We start from the raw sequence: 16753 nt of genomic DNA on the forward strand, positions 1-16753 counted from the left end.
AGGGCGACGGATAGCGCTGTGCTGGACCCGCCGTAAACCCATCCCTGGGGGCTCGTGAGCGCCATCCATGGCGCTCCAACGGTCCTGCACATCGCTATCCGTCACCCTCCAGACAGGGGGCTGGATGGCGGTTGGTAAGGCAGAGCGAAGCAAGGCAAAGCCACGCAAAGCAAAGCCACGCAAAGCAAAGCCACGCAAAGCAAAGCAACGGCACCCGCGCTGGCGTGGATCTACGTGGGGCAAGAATCGGCCTTGGCATTGGTGACTCTCTGCACGCGCGATCCTGGTTCGGCGACAGTCGGCCAATCTCCAAGAGTCAGCATCCAATGCACTCGTCACAGCGCCAGGTGTGGCAGGTAGAGCCACGCCATGCGTGGCTGCTCTCCCTCCGCAGCGACCCTGTGTCGGGCAGGGGCCGGTGAGGGCAGGGCGGGACCGTCACCCGCATGGATGCGGGTGTCGAGCCTCCAGGGGCCGATTCACGGCGCGTCCCGACCTGCCCTCACCGGTCCCAGGCCACGAGGAACATACACCCCCGTCGGTTGTACTAAGCAGCGCTGCGCACTACGATCCCTTGCGTTCCGCGCAGCCGCTCCGGTGGCGCGCGACCTCCCTTTTCATCGCGCCGGTCCGCCCTGCGCCAGTCCCCTCGAGGTTTACATGGTCATCAAACCGCGTGTGCGCGGCTTCATCTGCGTCACCACCCATCCCGTCGGCTGCGATGCGGCCGTCAAGCAGCAGATCGATTACATCCAGTCCAAGCCGAAGATCACCAATGGCCCGAAGAAGGTGCTGGTGCTCGGCGCCTCCACCGGCTACGGGCTGGCCGCGCGCATCACTGCCGCCTTCGGCAGCGATGCCGCCACGCTGGGCGTGTTCTTCGAGCGCCCGGGCACCGAGACCAAGCCCGGCACCGCCGGCTGGTACAACACCGCCGCGTTCCACAAGTACGCCGAGCAGGCCGGTCTGTACGCCAAGAGCGTCAATGGCGATGCGTTCTCCGATGAGGTCAAGGCCAAGGTCATCGAGCTGATCAAGCAGGACCTCGGCCAGGTCGACCAGGTGGTGTACAGCCTGGCCGCGCCGCGCCGCAAGCATCCCAAGACCGGTGAAGTGATCAGCTCCACGCTCAAGCCGATCGGTGCGCCGATCACGCTGCGTGGCCTGGATACCGACAAGGAAGTGATCACCGAGACCACGATCGAGCCGGCCACGCCCGAAGAGATCGCCGGCACCGTCGCCGTCATGGGCGGCGAAGACTGGCAGATGTGGATCGATGCGCTGCTCGAGGCCGGTGTGCTGGCCGAGGGCGCGACCACCACGGCCTTCACCTATGTCGGTGAGGAAATCACCCAGGCGATCTACTGGAACGGCTCCATCGGCGCGGCCAAGAAGGATCTGGACGAGAAGGTCGTCGGTCTGCGCCAGAAGCTGGCCCCGATCGGTGGCGATGCGCGCGTGTCGGTGCTCAAGGCGGTGGTCACCCAGGCCAGCTCGGCCATCCCGACCATGCCGCTGTACCTGTCGCTGCTGTTCAAGGTGATGAAGGCCAAGGGCACGCATGAAGGCTGCATCGAGCAGCTCGATACGCTGTACGACATCCTCTACGGCGGCAAGGACGCGGGCACCGCAACCGAGCGCCTGCGCCACGATCTGGTCACCGATGGCGGCCGCAAGGTCGAGCTGATCGATGACGCCGGCCGCCTGCGCGCGGACTACAAGGAAATGGCACCGGAGGTGCAGGGCGAGGTGGTCGCGCTGTGGCCGCAGGTGACCAACGAGAACCTGTACGAGATCAGCGATCTGGCCGGCTACAAGGCCGATTTCCTGCGTCTGTTCGGGTTCGGCGTGGAAGGCGTGGATTACGACGCCGATGTCGCCACCGACGTGAAGATTCCGAACCTGGTCGAGATGGCCTGATCGGAAGGAGGGATGCCGACCAACGGTCGGCATCTACCGGTGTGGTGCGCGCAGATGCCCACGCGCCGCGCCGTGACGCCCATGCGGCGCAGCGGGATGCGCCGGCAGCGCACCCGGATGTCCGGGAAGCCGTAGGTCACGACCGTTGGTCGTGACGCTCAGACGCTCAGCTGAAGTCGAAGTTCATCACCGGCCCCGCCGGGCCGACGAACTCACCCTGCACGTAATCCACGCCGGCACTGAAGAGCAGGCTCATCGAGTTGGCATCGGCGACGAACTCGGCGATGGTCCGGATGTTGGCGGCCTGCGCACGCGCGGTGATCTCGCTGATCTTCTCGCTGTGCTCGCGGGTGCGGGCGAAGTCGGACGTGAAGTCGCGGTCCAGCTTGAGGAACTGCGGCTGGAAGTGCGCCAGCAGCTGGAACGAATCCAGCCCTGATCCGAACTGCTCCAGACCGATCCGGCAGCCCAGCGGGGCGACCGCGGCCAGGAACTGCTGGGCATTGCGCAGGTGGGTGAACACCTTGGCCTCCGGCGCATGCAGCCACAGCTGTTCGCCCGGCACGCCCTGCGCCTCGAGTTCGCGCCGGAGCGTGGCGATCATCTGCGGGTCGTTGAACGACTCCGGGGTGATCTTCACCATCAGGTGGGTCACATGGCCCTCGCGCTTGCGCGCGGCGAGCATGCCGATCGCGTGGGTGACCACCCAGCGGTTGATGTCGGCCAGCAACCCGTGATCCTCGGCAATGCCCAGGAAGGCCGTCGGGCTGAGCAGCTCGCCGTTGTGGTCCAGGCGCAGGTAGGCTTCGTAGAGCTCCAGCGCTTCGCCCTGCAGGTTGAGCACCGGCTGGTAATGCAGCTGGAAGCCATCGCCGGCCAAGGCCTGGCGGATGCGTGCGACCCAGTGCTGGATGCGTTCTTCTTCCACGCGATCCACCGCGGCCGGATCGAATACGCGGGTGGTGTTGCCCAGCTCCAGTGCCGCCTGGGTGCACTCGGTGGCACGCGCCAGCACCTGGCCGATGCTCGCGATCTTTTCACCGACCTGCACACCGCCCACGCTGACCGTGACCGTGGCCGAGCGCTCGCCGATGCTGAACACCTGCGAGGCGAATGCCTCACGGATCTGGTCGGCCAGGGCGACGGTCTGCGCGTAGGGCGCTTCGGTCAGCACGGCAAAGCTGTGCTCGCCGAAGCGCGCCACCTGTGCGGTGTCGCCCACCGAGTGGGCCAGCACGCGGGCGAGGGCGCCGATCAGTGTGTCGGCCGAGTCCAGGCCGATCTCCGGCAGCAGGCGCGCGTAATGATCCGGTTCGATCAACAGCAGGCCGAACCGGCCCTCGCTGCGACCGGCCTGGGCCACGGCATGTTCGACATGCAACATGAAGGTCGGGCGGTTGAGCAGGCCGGTGACCTGGTCGCGCTGGCGCAGGTCCTCGACCTCGCGCGCCAGCTCCGGATCGAACTCCATGCGCCGGCGGAACACCACCTGCAGGCACGATTCGCCCTCATAGCTGGCCTGGGTGAACTCCATCGTGGCCGGGAACACCGCGCCGTCCTGGTTGCGCGCATCCACCTGGTACTGCGGCGGCGGCGCATCGCCCTTGCTCATGGATTTGAGCAGCTGCTTGAAGCCGTCCACATGCTGCGGGGCGACCATGTCCAGCAGCGAGATGCCTTCCACATCGTCGAAGGTTTCGTAGCCGAACATCTCCAGGTAGGCCTCGTTGGCCCGGATGTGCATGCCTTCATGGATGTAGGCGATCGGGTCGCGCGAGGAGGAGATCAGCGCATCGCAGCGGCGCTCGGTCTCGCGCATCTGCGCCTCGATCCGGCGCAGCCCGCGGCGCGCATGCAGATCGGTCCATTCGTTGCGCACTACCGCCAGCAGGTGCTCGGGCCGGTGGCGCAGGGCGATGGCGCGGATGCCATTGGCCCCGGCCTCGACCCACTCGGTTTCGTTGATCGATTCGGCCAGCAGGATCATCGGAATGTCCTTGCCGCTGGCCGCGATCTGCTGGGTCACCTGCAGCAGTGGGATGCTCTGCGCCGCGGTGACCAGCACCAGGTCGATCGGCTGGGTACCCAGTGCCTGGGCCAGTTCCTCACTGTGCTGCGGGCGCGTCGGGCGCACCGCGATGCCGCTGTTGCGCAGCGTGCTGACGATGGTCTCGGCGTTCTCGCCGCTGTCGTCCACGATCAGCAGGCGGACCGTCATGTCATTCGCGTTCTGCATTCACTACTCCCCGGACTGCAAACTTGATACACGATGCGTGTGACTACGTCCATGCGGCAAACGGTAGCCGATCACGGAACGCCGGTTCCGGCTCAGGCCACGCTCCCTGCCGCATGGCCACAGGCCCAGGCCCACTGGAAGTTGTAGCCCCCCAGCCAGCCGGTCACGTCCAGCACCTCCCCAATGAAGTGCAGGCCGGGAACCACGTGCGATTCAAAGGTACTGGAGGACACCTTCCGGGTGTCGACTCCGCCCAGCGTCACTTCGGCGGTACGGTACCCCTCGGTGCCACTGGCCACCAGCGGGAAATTCTGCAACAGCTCGGCCGCCTCGCGCAGCTGTGGCTCGTCGATCTGGCGCACCAGCCGGTCCGGAAGCCAGTGCTCGCACAGGCGCAGCGCCAGCCGGCGCGGCAACACCTCCGACAGCACCGTGCGCAGCTCGGCGGCGCCGCGTTCGGCCTTCATCCGGCGCAGCCACTCCAGCGCGTCCTGGCCGGGGAGCAGGTCCAGGTGCAGCGTATCGCCGGGCTGCCAGTACGAGGAGATCTGCAGGATCGCCGGGCCGCTGATGCCGCGGTGGGTGATCAGCATGGAGTTGCGGAACTCGGTGCCGTTGCAGCGCGCTTCGATCGGCAGGGCCACGCCGCTGAGATCGTTGAAGCGCTCCTGATGCTTGCCACTCAGGGTCAGTGGCACCAGCCCGGCGCGGGTCGGCAGGACCTCATGGCCGAACTGGCGGGCCAGCTCATAGCCGAAGCCGGTCGCGCCCATGCTCGGGATCGACAGGCCACCCGTGGCCACCACCAGCGAGGCGGCATGGAAGTGCCCCTGCGCGGTGTGCACGTGGAAGCCGTCCGCGCCGCGCTCCACCTTCTGCACGCCGCAGTCGGTGCGGATCTGCACGCCGGCGGCCTGGCATTCGTCCACCAGCATCTTCACGATCTGCTTGGAGGAAATGTCGCAGAACAGCTGGCCCAGCTCTTTTTCGTGATACGCGATGCCGTGCCGCTCCACCATCTCGATGAAGTGGTATGGCGTGTAACGGGCCAGCGCGGATTTGCAGAAGTGCGGATTGGCCGACAGGAAGTTGGCCGCCGTGGTGCCGGTGTTGGTGAAGTTGCAGCGCCCGCCGCCGGACATCAGGATCTTCTTGCCAACCTTGTTGGCATGGTCGATCACCTGCACCAGGCGCCCGCGTTTGCCTGCGGTCATCGCGCACATCAGCCCGGCCGCGCCGGCCCCGATGACCAGCACATCACAGCGGATCACACTCACGCCTGCGGCTTCTGCTTGCGCCAGGTGGGGATGACGCTGAGCTGCGCCTTGTCGGACGTCAACTGCACTTCGCCATCCTGGATCTGTACGTCCCACTGCATCGTGCGTTCGATCTGCGCGCCCCATTCGGTGACGAACTCGCCCGGCAGGTCCATCACGGCCAGCGTGGACAGCTTCTTCAGTGCGGAGGCGTTGCGGTCCCACCAGATGTCGGCGGCGCGGCCGCCGTAGGTGACCAGCTGCACCGCGCGCGCGCGGCCGGCGGCCTTGCGCAGGCGCGACTCGTCGGGCTGGCCCAGTTCGATCCACAGCTCGACGTCACCGGTGTAGTCGCGTCGCCACAGGTCCGGCTCGTCGTCCACGCTCAGGCCGCGGCCGAACTCCAGCCGGTCATCGGCGTTCAGCGCGAAGGTGAGCAGGCGCACCATCAGGCGGTCGTCGGTCTCGGACGGGTGCTGGGCCAGCGTCAGCGTATGGCTGGCGTAATAGCCGCGATCCATGTCGCTGATCTGTAGTTCGGCCTTGCGGATGGTGGCGGTGAGGGCCATGGGGATACCTGAAACAAAGAGCGCCATGATAATGGTTCGCCATGAGCCCGTCCGATCCGATCCTCGCTGCCCCCGCACCCAGCCGCCTGCAGTTGCCCCCCGGCGACTGGCCGAGCCTGCTGGAGGGACTGTGTGCGCGCTTTCCGCGCATCGACCGCGCGCAGTGGGCAGACCGCTTCGCCCGGGGGCGGGTGCAGGACGCGCAGGGCAGGGCGCTCGCGCCGGACCAGGCCTGGCAGGTGGGGCTGGAGATCGTGTATTTCCGTGAAGTGGCCGATGAGCCGGTGATTCCCTTCGCCGAGGCCATCGTCCACCAGGACGCGGACCTGCTGGTGGCCGACAAGCCGCACTTCCTGCCGGTCACTCCTGCCGGCGGTTACGTGCGCGAGACGCTGCTGGCCCGGCTGGTGGCGCGCACCGGCAACCGGGATCTGGTGCCGCTGCACCGCCTGGACCGGCTGACCGCCGGGCTGGTGCTGTTCTCCACCCGGCCAGACAGCCGCGATGCCTACCAGCGCCTGTTCCGCGAGCGGCGCATCGAGAAGGTGTACGAAGCCTTGGCGCCGGCATTGCCGCCCCTGGCGTTCCCGCTGGAACGCCATACGCGACTGGTCCCCGGTGAGCCGTTCTTCCGCATGGCCGAAGTGCCCGGCGAGCCCAATGCGCGGACCCGCATCGAAGTGATCGAGGCGGCCGGCCCGGTCTGGCGCTACCGGCTGTACCCGGTCACCGGCCGCAAGCACCAGCTGCGCGTGCACATGGCGGGGCTGGGCGCGCCGATCCTGGGCGATGACCTGTACCCAGACCTGCTCGCGGACGGGCCGGCGGATACGCCGCTGCAGTTGCTGGCGAAGGAACTGACGTTCGATGACCCGCTGAGCGGGCAGCGGCGCACGTTCACCAGCGGCCTGTCGCTCCACCTGTAGAGCCGGCCGCTGGCCGGCTGCCGGGGTGTGTGGTGGTCACCAAGCGCTACGGAGGAGCCGGCCGGCGGCCGGCACTACCGGGCCGCGACTTTCCGCCGCGCCGGACCTCGACCCGCCATCCGTCCGTTCATCTTGCCGAACGCTTGGCCAGCCAGCGGTCCAGTTGCGCGGCAAAGGCCTGCTTGTCCCGCGCATGCAGCGGCGGAGGGCCGCCGGTCTGAACGCCGGCGCCGCGCAGTTCCTCCATGAAATTGCGCATCGACAGCCGCTCGGCCATGTTGTTCGGGGTGTACAGGTCGCCGCGCGGGTTCAATGCGATGGCCTTTTTGTCCAACACCAGGGCCGCCAGCGGGATGTCCTGCGTGACGACCAGATCGCCCGGCTGGACCCGTTCCACGATCACGCTGTCGGCCACATCCAGGCCCGGCGGAACCTGGATCGAGCGGATGAAACGGGACGGAGGGGTCCGCAGCCAGTGGTTCGCGACCAGCGTCATCTCGATCCCGGCGCGCTCGGCGGCCCGGAACAGGATCTCCTTGATGACGGCCGGACAGGCGTCGGCGTCCACCCAGATGTGAACTTTAGGGGTCGGGGCATCGGTCATTTGGCTGATCTTAAGGTAGGAAAAATCTGAATAGGGGGTGCGATTTCGTGTAGGATCGCCCGACCCCTTGTCCTGTCAGGCGGGAGGGGGAGGATGGCTGAATCACCCAGCTATCGCTTTTTCGGTAAAACACGAGTATCGTCACCCACACTGTGTTTGCTAGGGTCACCGTGAATCGTGGCCTGGTGCAGTTGATCTCACGATCTGCTCATCGATCCGCTTTACCAACGCCTGCAACTCAGTCTCGGCTCCGATACGCGGCGGCCGCGATTATTTCAACTATTGTTTCAGGAGTTAGTACATGTCTGATCGTCAGCAGGGCACCGTGAAGTGGTTCAACGACGCCAAGGGCTTCGGCTTCATCACCCCGGAAAGCGGCCCGGACCTCTTCGTGCATTTCCGCGCGATCCAGGGCACCGGCTTCAAGTCGCTGCAGGAAGGCCAGAAGGTGACTTTCGTCGCCGTGCAGGGCCAGAAGGGTATGCAGGCTGACCAGGTGCAGGCGGTCTAATCGACCCCCCGCAACCGTAAGGTCGCCTAAAACGCCGGAAGCGAAAGCTTCCGGCTTTTTTTATTGGGCGGCGTCCGGCCATCGTCGACGCAGAGCCGTTGAAGACGTCATCGCAGACCCCGTTGAAGACGTCATCGCAGACCCCGTTGAAGACGTCATCGTTCCTGTTGCCCGGTTACGATGCCGCTTTGACCCTGCGGAACCCTCGATGATCAAGGTGCACCATCTGGACCACTCGCGCTCGCTGCGCGTGTTGTGGATGCTCGAAGAACTGGGCCTGCCGTACCAGGTCGTCAACTACCAGCGCGATCCCAAGACCTGGCTGGCACCGCAGGCGCTGCGCGACGTGCACCCGCTGGGAAAATCGCCGGTGCTGCAGGACGACGCCCTGGTCCTGGCCGAATCCGGCGCGATCCTGGAATACCTGGCCGACCGCTACGACAGCGGCCGCCAGCTCTCGCCCGAGCCGATGCCGGCCCAGGCCCCCGAACGCGTGCGTTACCGCTACTGGATGCACTACGCCGAAGGCTCGGCAATGCCGCCGCTGGTGATGACGCTGGTGTTTTCGCGGCTGCGCAAGGCGCCGATGCCGTTCTTCGCCAAGCCGATCGCACGCTCCATCGCCGACAAGGCGCTGAACGGCTTCGTGCGTCCGCAGGTGAAGCTGCACATGGACTGGATGGAACGCGAGCTCGGCCAGTCGCCGTGGTTTGCCGGTGAACGCTTTACCGCTGCCGATATCCAGATGAGCTTCCCGATCCAGGCCGCCGCCGCGCGCGGTGGCGACATGACCGCCTATCCACGGCTGCAGGCGTACCTGGCGCGGATCGAGCAGCGCCCGGCGTACCAGCGTGCGGTGGAGCGCGGCGGTCCGTTGAACCTCGGCGGCGGTTCGCGCTGAACTTGCGGCGCAGCCGGTCTGTCCCCATTTCATACCGATGAGCACCCAGCCCCTGCGTTTCGACAACCGTTTCATCCGCGACCTGCCCGGCGACCCGGAAACCGGCCCGCGCGTGCGGGAGGTGCGCGAGGCCGCGTGGTCTTCGGTCATGCCGACGCCGGTCGCCGCGCCACAGCTGCTGGCGTACTCGCCTGAGGTGGCCACGCTGTTGGGCATGGGCGAGGACCTGATCGAGAGCGAGGATTTCGCGCGGGTGTTCGGCGGCAATGCGCTGTATGCCGGGATGGCACCGTGGGCGGCCAACTACGGTGGGCATCAGTTCGGCCATTGGGCGGGGCAACTCGGCGATGGCCGTGCGATCTCGCTGGGCGAGCTGCTCACTCCGGATGGTGCGCATTGGGAGCTGCAGTTGAAGGGTGCCGGGCGCACACCGTACTCGCGGGGCGCCGACGGGCGGGCGGTGCTGCGCTCGTCCATCCGCGAGTTCCTGTGCAGCGAAGCGATGCATCACCTCGGTGTGCCGACCACGCGGGCGCTGAGTCTGGTTGGCACCGGCGATACCGTGGTGCGCGACATGTTCTACGACGGTCGCCCTGAAGCCGAGCCCGGCGCGATCGTGTGTCGCGTCGCGCCGTCGTTCATCCGCTTTGGCAGCTTCGAACTGCCGGCGTCGCGCGGCGACACGACGTTGCTGCGGCAGTTGGCCGATGTCTGCATCGCGCGCGATTTTCCTGCGCTGGCAGAGGCGGGCGAGGCGCGCCATGCGCGCTGGTTTGCCGACATCTGCGAGCGCACCGCGGTGCTTGTCGCGCATTGGATGCGCGTCGGTTTCGTGCATGGCGTGATGAACACCGACAACCTCTCCATCCTCGGGCTCACCATCGATTACGGCCCGTATGGCTGGGTCGAGGATTACGATCCCGAGTGGACCCCCAACACCACCGACGCGCAGGGCCGACGCTATCGTTTCGGCACGCAGCCGCAGGTGGCGTACTGGAATCTCACCCGGCTGGCGCAGGCCTTGGCGCCGCTGTTCGAGGATGTCACCCCGCTGCATGACGGTCTGGCGCGCTTCCAGCAGGTGCACGCGCAATGCGAGCGCGCCGACATCGCCGCGAAGCTGGGCCTGGACGGCTGCCGCGATGACGACGTGGCGTTGATGGCGGCCTGGCTGGAGATCCTGCACGAGGGCGAGATGGACATGACGCTCGCGTTCCGCGGGCTGATGGCGATCGATCCTGCATCGCCTTCGGTGGCGGTGCTGGAGGAGGCGTTCTACAGCCCGGCCCGTCGCGAAGCGGTGCTGCCGTCGCTGCAGGCATGGCTGCAGCAGTACGCGGTGCGCCTGCGTTGCGATGGCCTGAGTGCACAGGCGCGTCAGCAGCAGATGGGCCGCGCCAACCCGGTCTACGTGCTGCGCAACTGGCTGGCCCAGGAGGCGATCGAGCAGGCGGAGCAGGGCGATCTCAGTGGCGTGCACACGCTGCTGGAGGTGCTGCGTCGCCCGTATGACGTGCAGCCCGGGCGCGAGCACTTCGCGGCCAAGCGACCCGAGTGGGCGCGTGTGAAGGCCGGCTGCTCGATGCTGTCCTGCAGCTCGTAGGGCGCTCGGTTACCCTATGCCACCCTTTGTGCTGTGCCGATCATGACCGAGTCTTCCGCCACGCCCGCCTGGGCCGGCCGCCTGCGCGACATCGCCGATTTCCCCAAGCCGGGCATCCTGTTCAAGGACATCATGCCGTTGCTCGCCGACGGCCCGGATTTCGCGGCCGCCATCGATGCGATGGTCGCGCCCTGGCGCGACGCCAATCTGCAGGCGGTGATGGGGATCGAGTCGCGCGGTTTCATCCTCGGCGCGGCCATGGCGCGGGTGCTGGGCGTGGGCTTCGTGCCGGTGCGCAAGCCGGGCAAGCTGCCGGGCAAGGTGCTCCGCCAGGATTACACCCTGGAATACCGCACCGACAGCATCGAAGTGCACGCCGATGCCTTGCCGGCCGGCGCACGCGTGCTGGTGATCGATGATGTGCTCGCCACGGGCGGCACCCTGCTGGCGGCGTTGTCGCTGGCCCGCCAGCTGCAGGTCGAGGTGGTCGGCGCGGCCGTGCTGGTGGAACTGGCGGGCCTTGGCGGCCGCGACCGCTGGACGGATGACGTCCCGCTGCTGGCCAACCTGGTCTATTGAGCCGGAAAACCGCGCGGGCGCGCCGCCACTGGTAGTGCCGGCCGCTGGCCGGCACCTCAAACGCCCCGACGCAAGTGCAGCCGACCAACGGTCGGCTCTACCCAATGCGTGAAGCGATCAGCCGACCAACGGTCGGCTCTACCGCTCAGACATCCATCTTGCGGACGCGGAACCGGCGGCCCTTGATCTTGCCGGCCTCCAGCTGGGCGATCGCCCGGCCGGCATGTTCGCGCGCGATGGCCACATACGAACGCGTGGCGTAGATGTCGATCTTGCCGATGTACTTGGCTGCCAGCCCGGCATCGCCGGTCAGTGCGCCGAGGATGTCGCCCGGGCGCAGCTTGTCGGTCTTGCCGCCATCGATGCGCAGCGTGGTCATCGCGGCCTGCGGCAGCACCGGCGGGCGCGCGGTGGCCAGCGGCGTCTTCTGCCAGTCCAGCGGCTTGCCCTGTGCCATTTCCAGCGCATCGGCGCGGTTGCGCTCGCGGTGCGTCACCAGGCTGATCGCCAGGCCCGTGGCACCGGCGCGGCCGGTGCGGCCAACGCGATGCTCGTAGGTTTCGATATCGGTCGGCAGCTCGTAATTGATCACCGCGGCCAGATCCTGCACATCCAGGCCTCGCGCGGCGACGTCACTGGCGACCAGCACGTTGCAGCTGCGGTTGGCGAAGCGCACCAGCACTTCATCGCGGTCGCGCTGCTCCATCTCGCCGTGCAGCGGCAGCGCGGAGAACCCGAACTGCTGCAGCGAAATGGCGACATCGTCGACATCGCGGCGGGTGTTGCAGAACACCACGGCCGATTCCGGCGTGTACTTGAGCAGCAGGCCGGCCAGCGCCTTCTGCTTCAGTGCCAACTCGGTCTCGCAGAACAGGTGACGGATCGCCGGCGCGTGATCGGCGCCTTCCACGGTCACTTCCACCGGATCGCGCAGCAGCACGCGGGCGATCTCGCGGATCTCATCCGGGAAGGTCGCCGAGAACAGCAGCGTCTGGCGGTCCTTGCTGGTGCGCCCGGCGATCTCGCGGATCGGCTCTTCAAAGCCCATGTCGAGCATGCGGTCGGCTTCATCCAGCACCAGGGTGGTCACGCCGCCCAGATGCAGGACGCGCTTGCGGCCCAGCTCCTGGATGCGCCCGGGGGTGCCGACGACGACCTGCGGATCGTGTGCCTCCAGCGAGGCCAGCTGCGGGCCCAGCGGCATGCCGCCGGTCAGCACCAGCAGCTTCAGGTTCGGAATGCCGGTGGCCAGCTTGCGGATCTGCTTGCCGACCTGGTCGGCCAGCTCGCGGGTCGGGCACAGCACCAGCGCCTGGGCGCGGGTCACGGACGGGTCCAGCGCCTGCAGCAGGCCCAGCCCGAAGGCCGCGGTCTTGCCGCTGCCGGTCGGGGCCTGTGCGATGACATCGCGGCGCTCAAGGATGGCCGGCAGGCTCTGGGCCTGCACGGGGGTGAGCGAGGTATAGCCCATGGCATCGATGCCGGGCAGCAGCGCTGGTTTCAGCGGCAGGGAGGAGAATTCAGACATGCGGTAGTGTCGCAGAAGTCCGCCCGGCGTGCCTCAGCCGAGCAGCGCGTGTACGCCCAGGTTGATCCCCAACCCGCCCGCCAACAGCCAGCCGAACAGCAGCAGCGCCAGCAGCAGCGGCTTCATCCCGGCCTTGCGCAGCGCCGAGGCGTGCGTGGTCAGACCGAGCGCGGCCATCGCCATCGCCAGCAACACGGTGTCCAGATCGATCGCTGCACTGACGATGGCCGCCGGCAGCACCTGCAGCGAAGTGAGCCCGGCCACCGCCACGAAGCCGAACGCGAACCAGGGCACCACGATCCTGGCGCGCTGGCCGGGCGCCCCCGGCGTACCCCGGCGTGCCAACAGCATCGACAGCCCGATCAGGAAGGGTGCCAACATCATCACCCGCACCATCTTGGCGATCACGGCGGTGTCGGCTGCGGCTGCGCTCACCGCGCGCCCGGCCGCGACCACCTGCGCAACCTCGTGCACGGTCGAGCCGGTGAACACGCCGTAGGCCTGCGCGCTCATCGGGATCCAGCCGTGCGCCTGATTGAGCTGGTACAGCAGCGGGTACACGAACATCGCGAGCGTGCCGAACACCACCACGGTGGAAACGGCCACCGTCACCTGCTCGGCGCGCCCGCGCACCACCGGTTCGGCCGCCATCACCGCCGCCGCCCCGCAGATCGAGCTGCCGGCGCCGATCAGCAGGGCGCTTTCCTTCTCGAGACCGAACCATCGCGTGCCGGCCCACCAGGCCAGCGCGAACGTGCTGGTCAGCACCAGCGCATCGATCAGCACCCCGCTGATACCGACCTGGCCGATATCCTGGAAGGTCAGGCGCAGGCCGTACAGCACGATGCCCGCCCGCAGCAGCCAGTGCTTGGAAAAGCCGACCCCGGCGCCGGCATGGACCGCCAGCCGCGGGTAAAGGGTGTTGCCCAGCGCGATGCCCAGCACGATGGCCAGGGTGAGCGCGCTGATGCCGTGCGCCTGCAGCCACGGCAGTGGCGCCAGTCCCATGGCCGCAGCTGCAACGGCGCCGGTCAGCAGCAGCCCGGGCAGGCGGCCGCGCCAGCGCTGCGCGGTGGTGGGTGAGGGCAGGGCGGCGGCAGAAGTGTTCACAAGGGTCTCCAGTCAAAGCACAGCCCTAGGCTGCGCGTCGCCGATGAACCTGTAAAACGCATTGTTCATGTCAATTCGACCTGTTTGGTGCGTTAATTGGCCTCATGCACCTCACCCTCCGCCAATGGCAGGTTTTCGTCTCCATTGCCGACGCCGGCACCACGGCCGCGGCGGGCGCGCAGCTGGCGTTGTCGCAGTCGGCCACCAGTGCCGCGCTCAACGAACTGGAGAGCCACCTGGCCAGCCCGTTGTTCGACCGGATCGGGCGTCGGCTGGTGCTCAATCCGCAGGGGCGGGCGCTGCTGGATCCGGCCCGCGCGCTGCTGGTCGCCGCCGCCGATCTGGAGCGGCTCGCCGGCGCAGGGCAGTCCAGCGCCGGCGTCCTGCCTCTGCTGCTGCGGCTCGGGGCCAGCACCACGATCGGCAACTACCTGCTGCCGTCCTGCGTCGCCGCGCTGCTGGCCGATAACCCGCAGGCGCAGGTGGACCTGCGGATCGGCAACAGCGCGGACGTTGTCGCGGCCGTACAGCGGCTGGAGGTCGATCTGGGCCTGATTGAAGGCCCGTGCCATGAAAGCGGCCTGCAGGTGCTGCCGTGGCAACGCGATGATCTGGTCATCGTGGCCGCGCCGGGAACGACGCCCACGTGCATGGACGTCGCGGCGCTGGCGCAGGCCCGCTGGCTGCTGCGTGAGCCGGGTTCGGGCACCCGCGAGGCGGTCGAGCAGGCGCTGCTGCCGCACCTGCATCACTTTGCCCGCGCCATGCAGTTGGGCAGCACCGAGGCGATCAAGCAGGCGGCTGCGGCCGGGCTTGGCCTGGCGTGCCTGTCGCGGCATGCGGTGGCCGATCTGCTCGCGCTGGGCAGCGTGCGCGTCGTGGAAACGCCGGTGCCGCCGATGTCGCGCCAGCTGTGGGTGGTACGCCATCCGGCCAAGCGGGTGCCCGCGGCGCTGTGGGCGCTGCTGGGGCTGCCTGCGGACGCGTTCGGTCAGGAGTAAGCGACGCGGTTGCCGTCAGACCGTACAATGGTCGGATGCCTCTGATTACTCTGCAAAACGTCGACTTCAGCGTCGGCGGCCCCCTGTTGCTGGAAAAAGCCGAACTGTCGATCGAGCCGGGCGAGCGTATCGCCCTGATCGGGCGCAACGGCGCCGGCAAATCGACCCTGCTCAAACTGCTGTCCGGCGATCACAAGCCCGATGACGGCGAAGTCCGCGTGCAGCAGGGGGTGCGCATCACCCGCCTGGAACAGGAGGTGCCGCACGGTGCCGCCGGCAGCGTGTTCGACGTGGTCGCCGATGGCCTGGGCGAACTGGGCCAGTGGCTGGCCGAATTCCACCACCTGAGCATGGCCGACGATTTCGACGGCGATGCGCTCTCGGCCGTGCAGGCCAAGATCGATGCCGCCAACGGCTGGGGCCTGGATCAGCGCGTCAGCGAGACCCTGACCAAGCTTGACCTGGACGGCGATGCCGAATTCGCGCGCCTGTCCGGCGGCATGAAGCGCCGCGTGCTGCTGGGCCGCGCGCTGGTGTCCTCGCCGGATCTGCTGCTGCTCGACGAACCGACCAACCACCTGGACATCGAAGCCATCGACTGGCTCGAAATGTTCCTCAAGAACTGGAACGGCAGCGTGGTGTTCGTCACCCATGACCGTCGCTTCCTGCGTGCACTGGCCACCCGCATTGTCGAGATCGACCGCGGCCAGGTCACCAGCTGGCCGGGCGACTGGGCCAACTACGAACGCCGCCGCGAAGAGCGCATGAACGCGCAGGCGCAGGAAAACGCACGCTTCGACAAACTGCTCGCGCAGGAAGAGATCTGGATCCGCCAGGGCATCAAGGCCCGCCGCACCCGCGACGAAGGCCGTGTGCGCCGCCTCAAGGCAATGCGCAACGATCGCTCGCAGCGCCGCGAACTCGGCGGCAACGTGCGCATGGAAGCGGCGCAGGCGGAGAACTCCGGCAAGAAGGTGATCGACGTCAAGGACATCTCGTTCGCCTTCGGCGAGCGCGTGATGGTCAAGGACTTCAGCACCGTCATCCTGCGCGGCGACCGCATCGGCCTGATCGGGCCGAACGGCAGCGGCAAGACCACGCTGCTCAAGCTGCTGCTGGGCGACCTGCAGCCGCAGAGCGGCGAAGTGCGCGCCGGTACCAACCTGCAGATCGCGTATTTCGACCAGTACCGTGCGGTGCTGCGCGAAGACTGGACCGCGATCGAGAACGTGGCCGAGGGCCGCGATTTCATCGAGTTCAACGGCAAGCGCAAGCACGTGCACGCCTACCTGCAGGACTTCCTGTTCTCGCCCGAGCGCGCCCGCGCGCCGATCACCCGTTTGTCCGGTGGTGAGCGCAACCGCCTGCTGCTGGCCAAGCTGTTCGCGCAGCCGTCCAACCTGCTGGTGATGGATGAACCGACCAACGATCTGGACGTGGAAACCCTCGAGCTGCTCGAAGAGCTGCTGAGCGATTACACCGGCACGTTGCTGCTGGTCAGCCATGACCGTGACTTCCTGGACAACGTGGTGACCTCCACGATGGTGATGGAAGGCGACGGCGTGGTCGGCGAGTACGTCGGCGGCTACACCGATTGGCAGCGCCATGCTGCACGCGTGGCCGCCGCGGCTGCGTCCGCACCGGTGGTGGCGGCCAAGCCGGTTGCTGCGGCCGCCGCTGCTGCCGCGCCGGCCGAGCCCAAGCGCAAGCTGAGCTACAAGGACGCGCGCGAGCTGGAACAGCTGCCGCTGAAGATCGAAACGCTGGAGAAGGACGTCGAAGGCCTCACCGCCGCGATGAACGACCCGGCGTTCTATCAGCGCAGCGCGCCCGACATGGCCGCGCACAATGCGAAGCTCGCCAAGGTGCAGGCCGAGCTGGATGCCGCGTACGCGCGCTGGGAAGAGCTGGACGCCTGATCCAGCAATCGATGTAGAGCCGACCGTTGGTCGGCTGGCGCTGCCATACCGGTAGTGCCGGCCGCTGGCCGGCTCCAGGCAATCCAGAGG

General features: G+C 67.5%; 14 protein-coding genes. 8 read left to right on the forward strand and 6 right to left on the reverse strand.

What is annotated here, in order from left to right:
- Nucleotides 1–660 precede the first annotated feature (660 nt).
- Nucleotides 661–1920, forward strand: coding sequence for an enoyl-ACP reductase FabV (gene fabV, locus ABE483_RS17120; RefSeq protein WP_313211574.1), 1260 nt, complete (start codon nucleotides 661–663; stop codon nucleotides 1918–1920).
- Nucleotides 1921–2086: 166 nt separating this feature from the next.
- Here fabV and ABE483_RS17125 read toward each other — a convergent pair whose 3' ends face one another.
- The 3 genes from ABE483_RS17125 to ABE483_RS17135 form a co-directional block, all read right to left on the reverse strand.
- Complete coding sequence (locus ABE483_RS17125; RefSeq protein WP_313211575.1) at nucleotides 2087–4156, reverse strand: EAL domain-containing protein; 2070 nt, start codon at nucleotides 4154–4156, stop codon at nucleotides 2087–2089.
- Nucleotides 4157–4248: 92 nt separating this feature from the next.
- Nucleotides 4249–5433: an NAD(P)/FAD-dependent oxidoreductase gene (locus ABE483_RS17130; RefSeq protein WP_313218039.1), complete on the reverse strand. Its 1185-nt coding sequence runs from the start codon at nucleotides 5431–5433 to the stop codon at nucleotides 4249–4251.
- The gene (locus ABE483_RS17135) at nucleotides 5430–5981 is read right to left on the reverse strand and encodes a YaeQ family protein (RefSeq protein WP_346482100.1); all 552 of its coding nucleotides are present in this window, start codon (nucleotides 5979–5981) and stop codon (nucleotides 5430–5432) included. The genes ABE483_RS17130 and ABE483_RS17135 overlap by 4 nt, the downstream gene beginning before the upstream one ends.
- Before the next feature lie 41 nt (nucleotides 5982–6022).
- On the opposite strand from ABE483_RS17135, the gene ABE483_RS17140 reads away from it, so the two are divergent.
- Nucleotides 6023–6907 carry a pseudouridine synthase gene (locus ABE483_RS17140; RefSeq protein WP_346482101.1) on the forward strand — a complete coding sequence of 295 codons (885 nt, stop codon included), beginning with the start codon at nucleotides 6023–6025 and terminating at the stop codon, nucleotides 6905–6907.
- Nucleotides 6908–7034: 127 nt separating this feature from the next.
- On the opposite strand, the gene ABE483_RS17145 is transcribed toward ABE483_RS17140, so the two are convergent.
- Entirely contained in the window at nucleotides 7035–7511 is a 477-nt protein-coding gene (locus tag ABE483_RS17145; RefSeq protein ID WP_346482102.1) for a YaiI/YqxD family protein, read from the reverse strand.
- A 301-nt stretch (nucleotides 7512–7812) separates the two neighbouring features.
- Between ABE483_RS17145 and ABE483_RS17150 the strand changes: the two genes are divergently transcribed.
- From ABE483_RS17150 to ABE483_RS17165, 4 genes are all read left to right on the forward strand, one after another.
- Complete coding sequence (locus ABE483_RS17150) at nucleotides 7813–8022, forward strand: cold-shock protein (RefSeq protein ID WP_017356920.1); 210 nt, start codon at nucleotides 7813–7815, stop codon at nucleotides 8020–8022.
- 208 nt (nucleotides 8023–8230) lie between these two features.
- Nucleotides 8231–8923, forward strand: a complete 693-nt coding sequence (locus ABE483_RS17155; RefSeq protein WP_313211580.1) for a glutathione S-transferase — start codon at nucleotides 8231–8233, stop codon at nucleotides 8921–8923.
- 37 nt (nucleotides 8924–8960) lie between these two features.
- On the forward strand, nucleotides 8961–10526 hold the full coding sequence (locus tag ABE483_RS17160; RefSeq protein ID WP_346482103.1) for a protein adenylyltransferase SelO: 1566 nt from the start codon (nucleotides 8961–8963) through the stop codon (nucleotides 10524–10526).
- A 42-nt stretch (nucleotides 10527–10568) separates the two neighbouring features.
- Entirely contained in the window at nucleotides 10569–11105 is a 537-nt protein-coding gene (locus ABE483_RS17165; protein ID WP_123729042.1) for an adenine phosphoribosyltransferase, read from the forward strand.
- A gap of 145 nt (nucleotides 11106–11250) precedes the next feature.
- On the opposite strand, the gene dbpA is transcribed toward ABE483_RS17165, so the two are convergent.
- Nucleotides 11251–12633: an ATP-dependent RNA helicase DbpA gene (gene dbpA / locus ABE483_RS17170; RefSeq protein ID WP_259260417.1), complete on the reverse strand. Its 1383-nt coding sequence runs from the start codon at nucleotides 12631–12633 to the stop codon at nucleotides 11251–11253.
- Nucleotides 12634–12666: 33 nt separating this feature from the next.
- Nucleotides 12667–13743, reverse strand: coding sequence for a YeiH family protein (locus tag ABE483_RS17175; protein ID WP_346482104.1), 1077 nt, complete (start codon nucleotides 13741–13743; stop codon nucleotides 12667–12669).
- A 104-nt stretch (nucleotides 13744–13847) separates the two neighbouring features.
- Between ABE483_RS17175 and ABE483_RS17180 the strand changes: the two genes are divergently transcribed.
- Complete coding sequence (locus tag ABE483_RS17180; RefSeq protein ID WP_313211583.1) at nucleotides 13848–14744, forward strand: LysR family transcriptional regulator; 897 nt, start codon at nucleotides 13848–13850, stop codon at nucleotides 14742–14744.
- A 35-nt stretch (nucleotides 14745–14779) separates the two neighbouring features.
- Nucleotides 14780–16663: an ATP-binding cassette domain-containing protein gene (locus tag ABE483_RS17185; protein ID WP_282259283.1), complete on the forward strand. Its 1884-nt coding sequence runs from the start codon at nucleotides 14780–14782 to the stop codon at nucleotides 16661–16663.
- Nucleotides 16664–16753: the final 90 nt, after the last annotated feature.

The sequence above is a fragment of the Stenotrophomonas sp. TWI602 genome (genome assembly GCF_039674045.1).
Lineage (GTDB): Bacteria > Pseudomonadota > Gammaproteobacteria > Xanthomonadales > Xanthomonadaceae > Stenotrophomonas.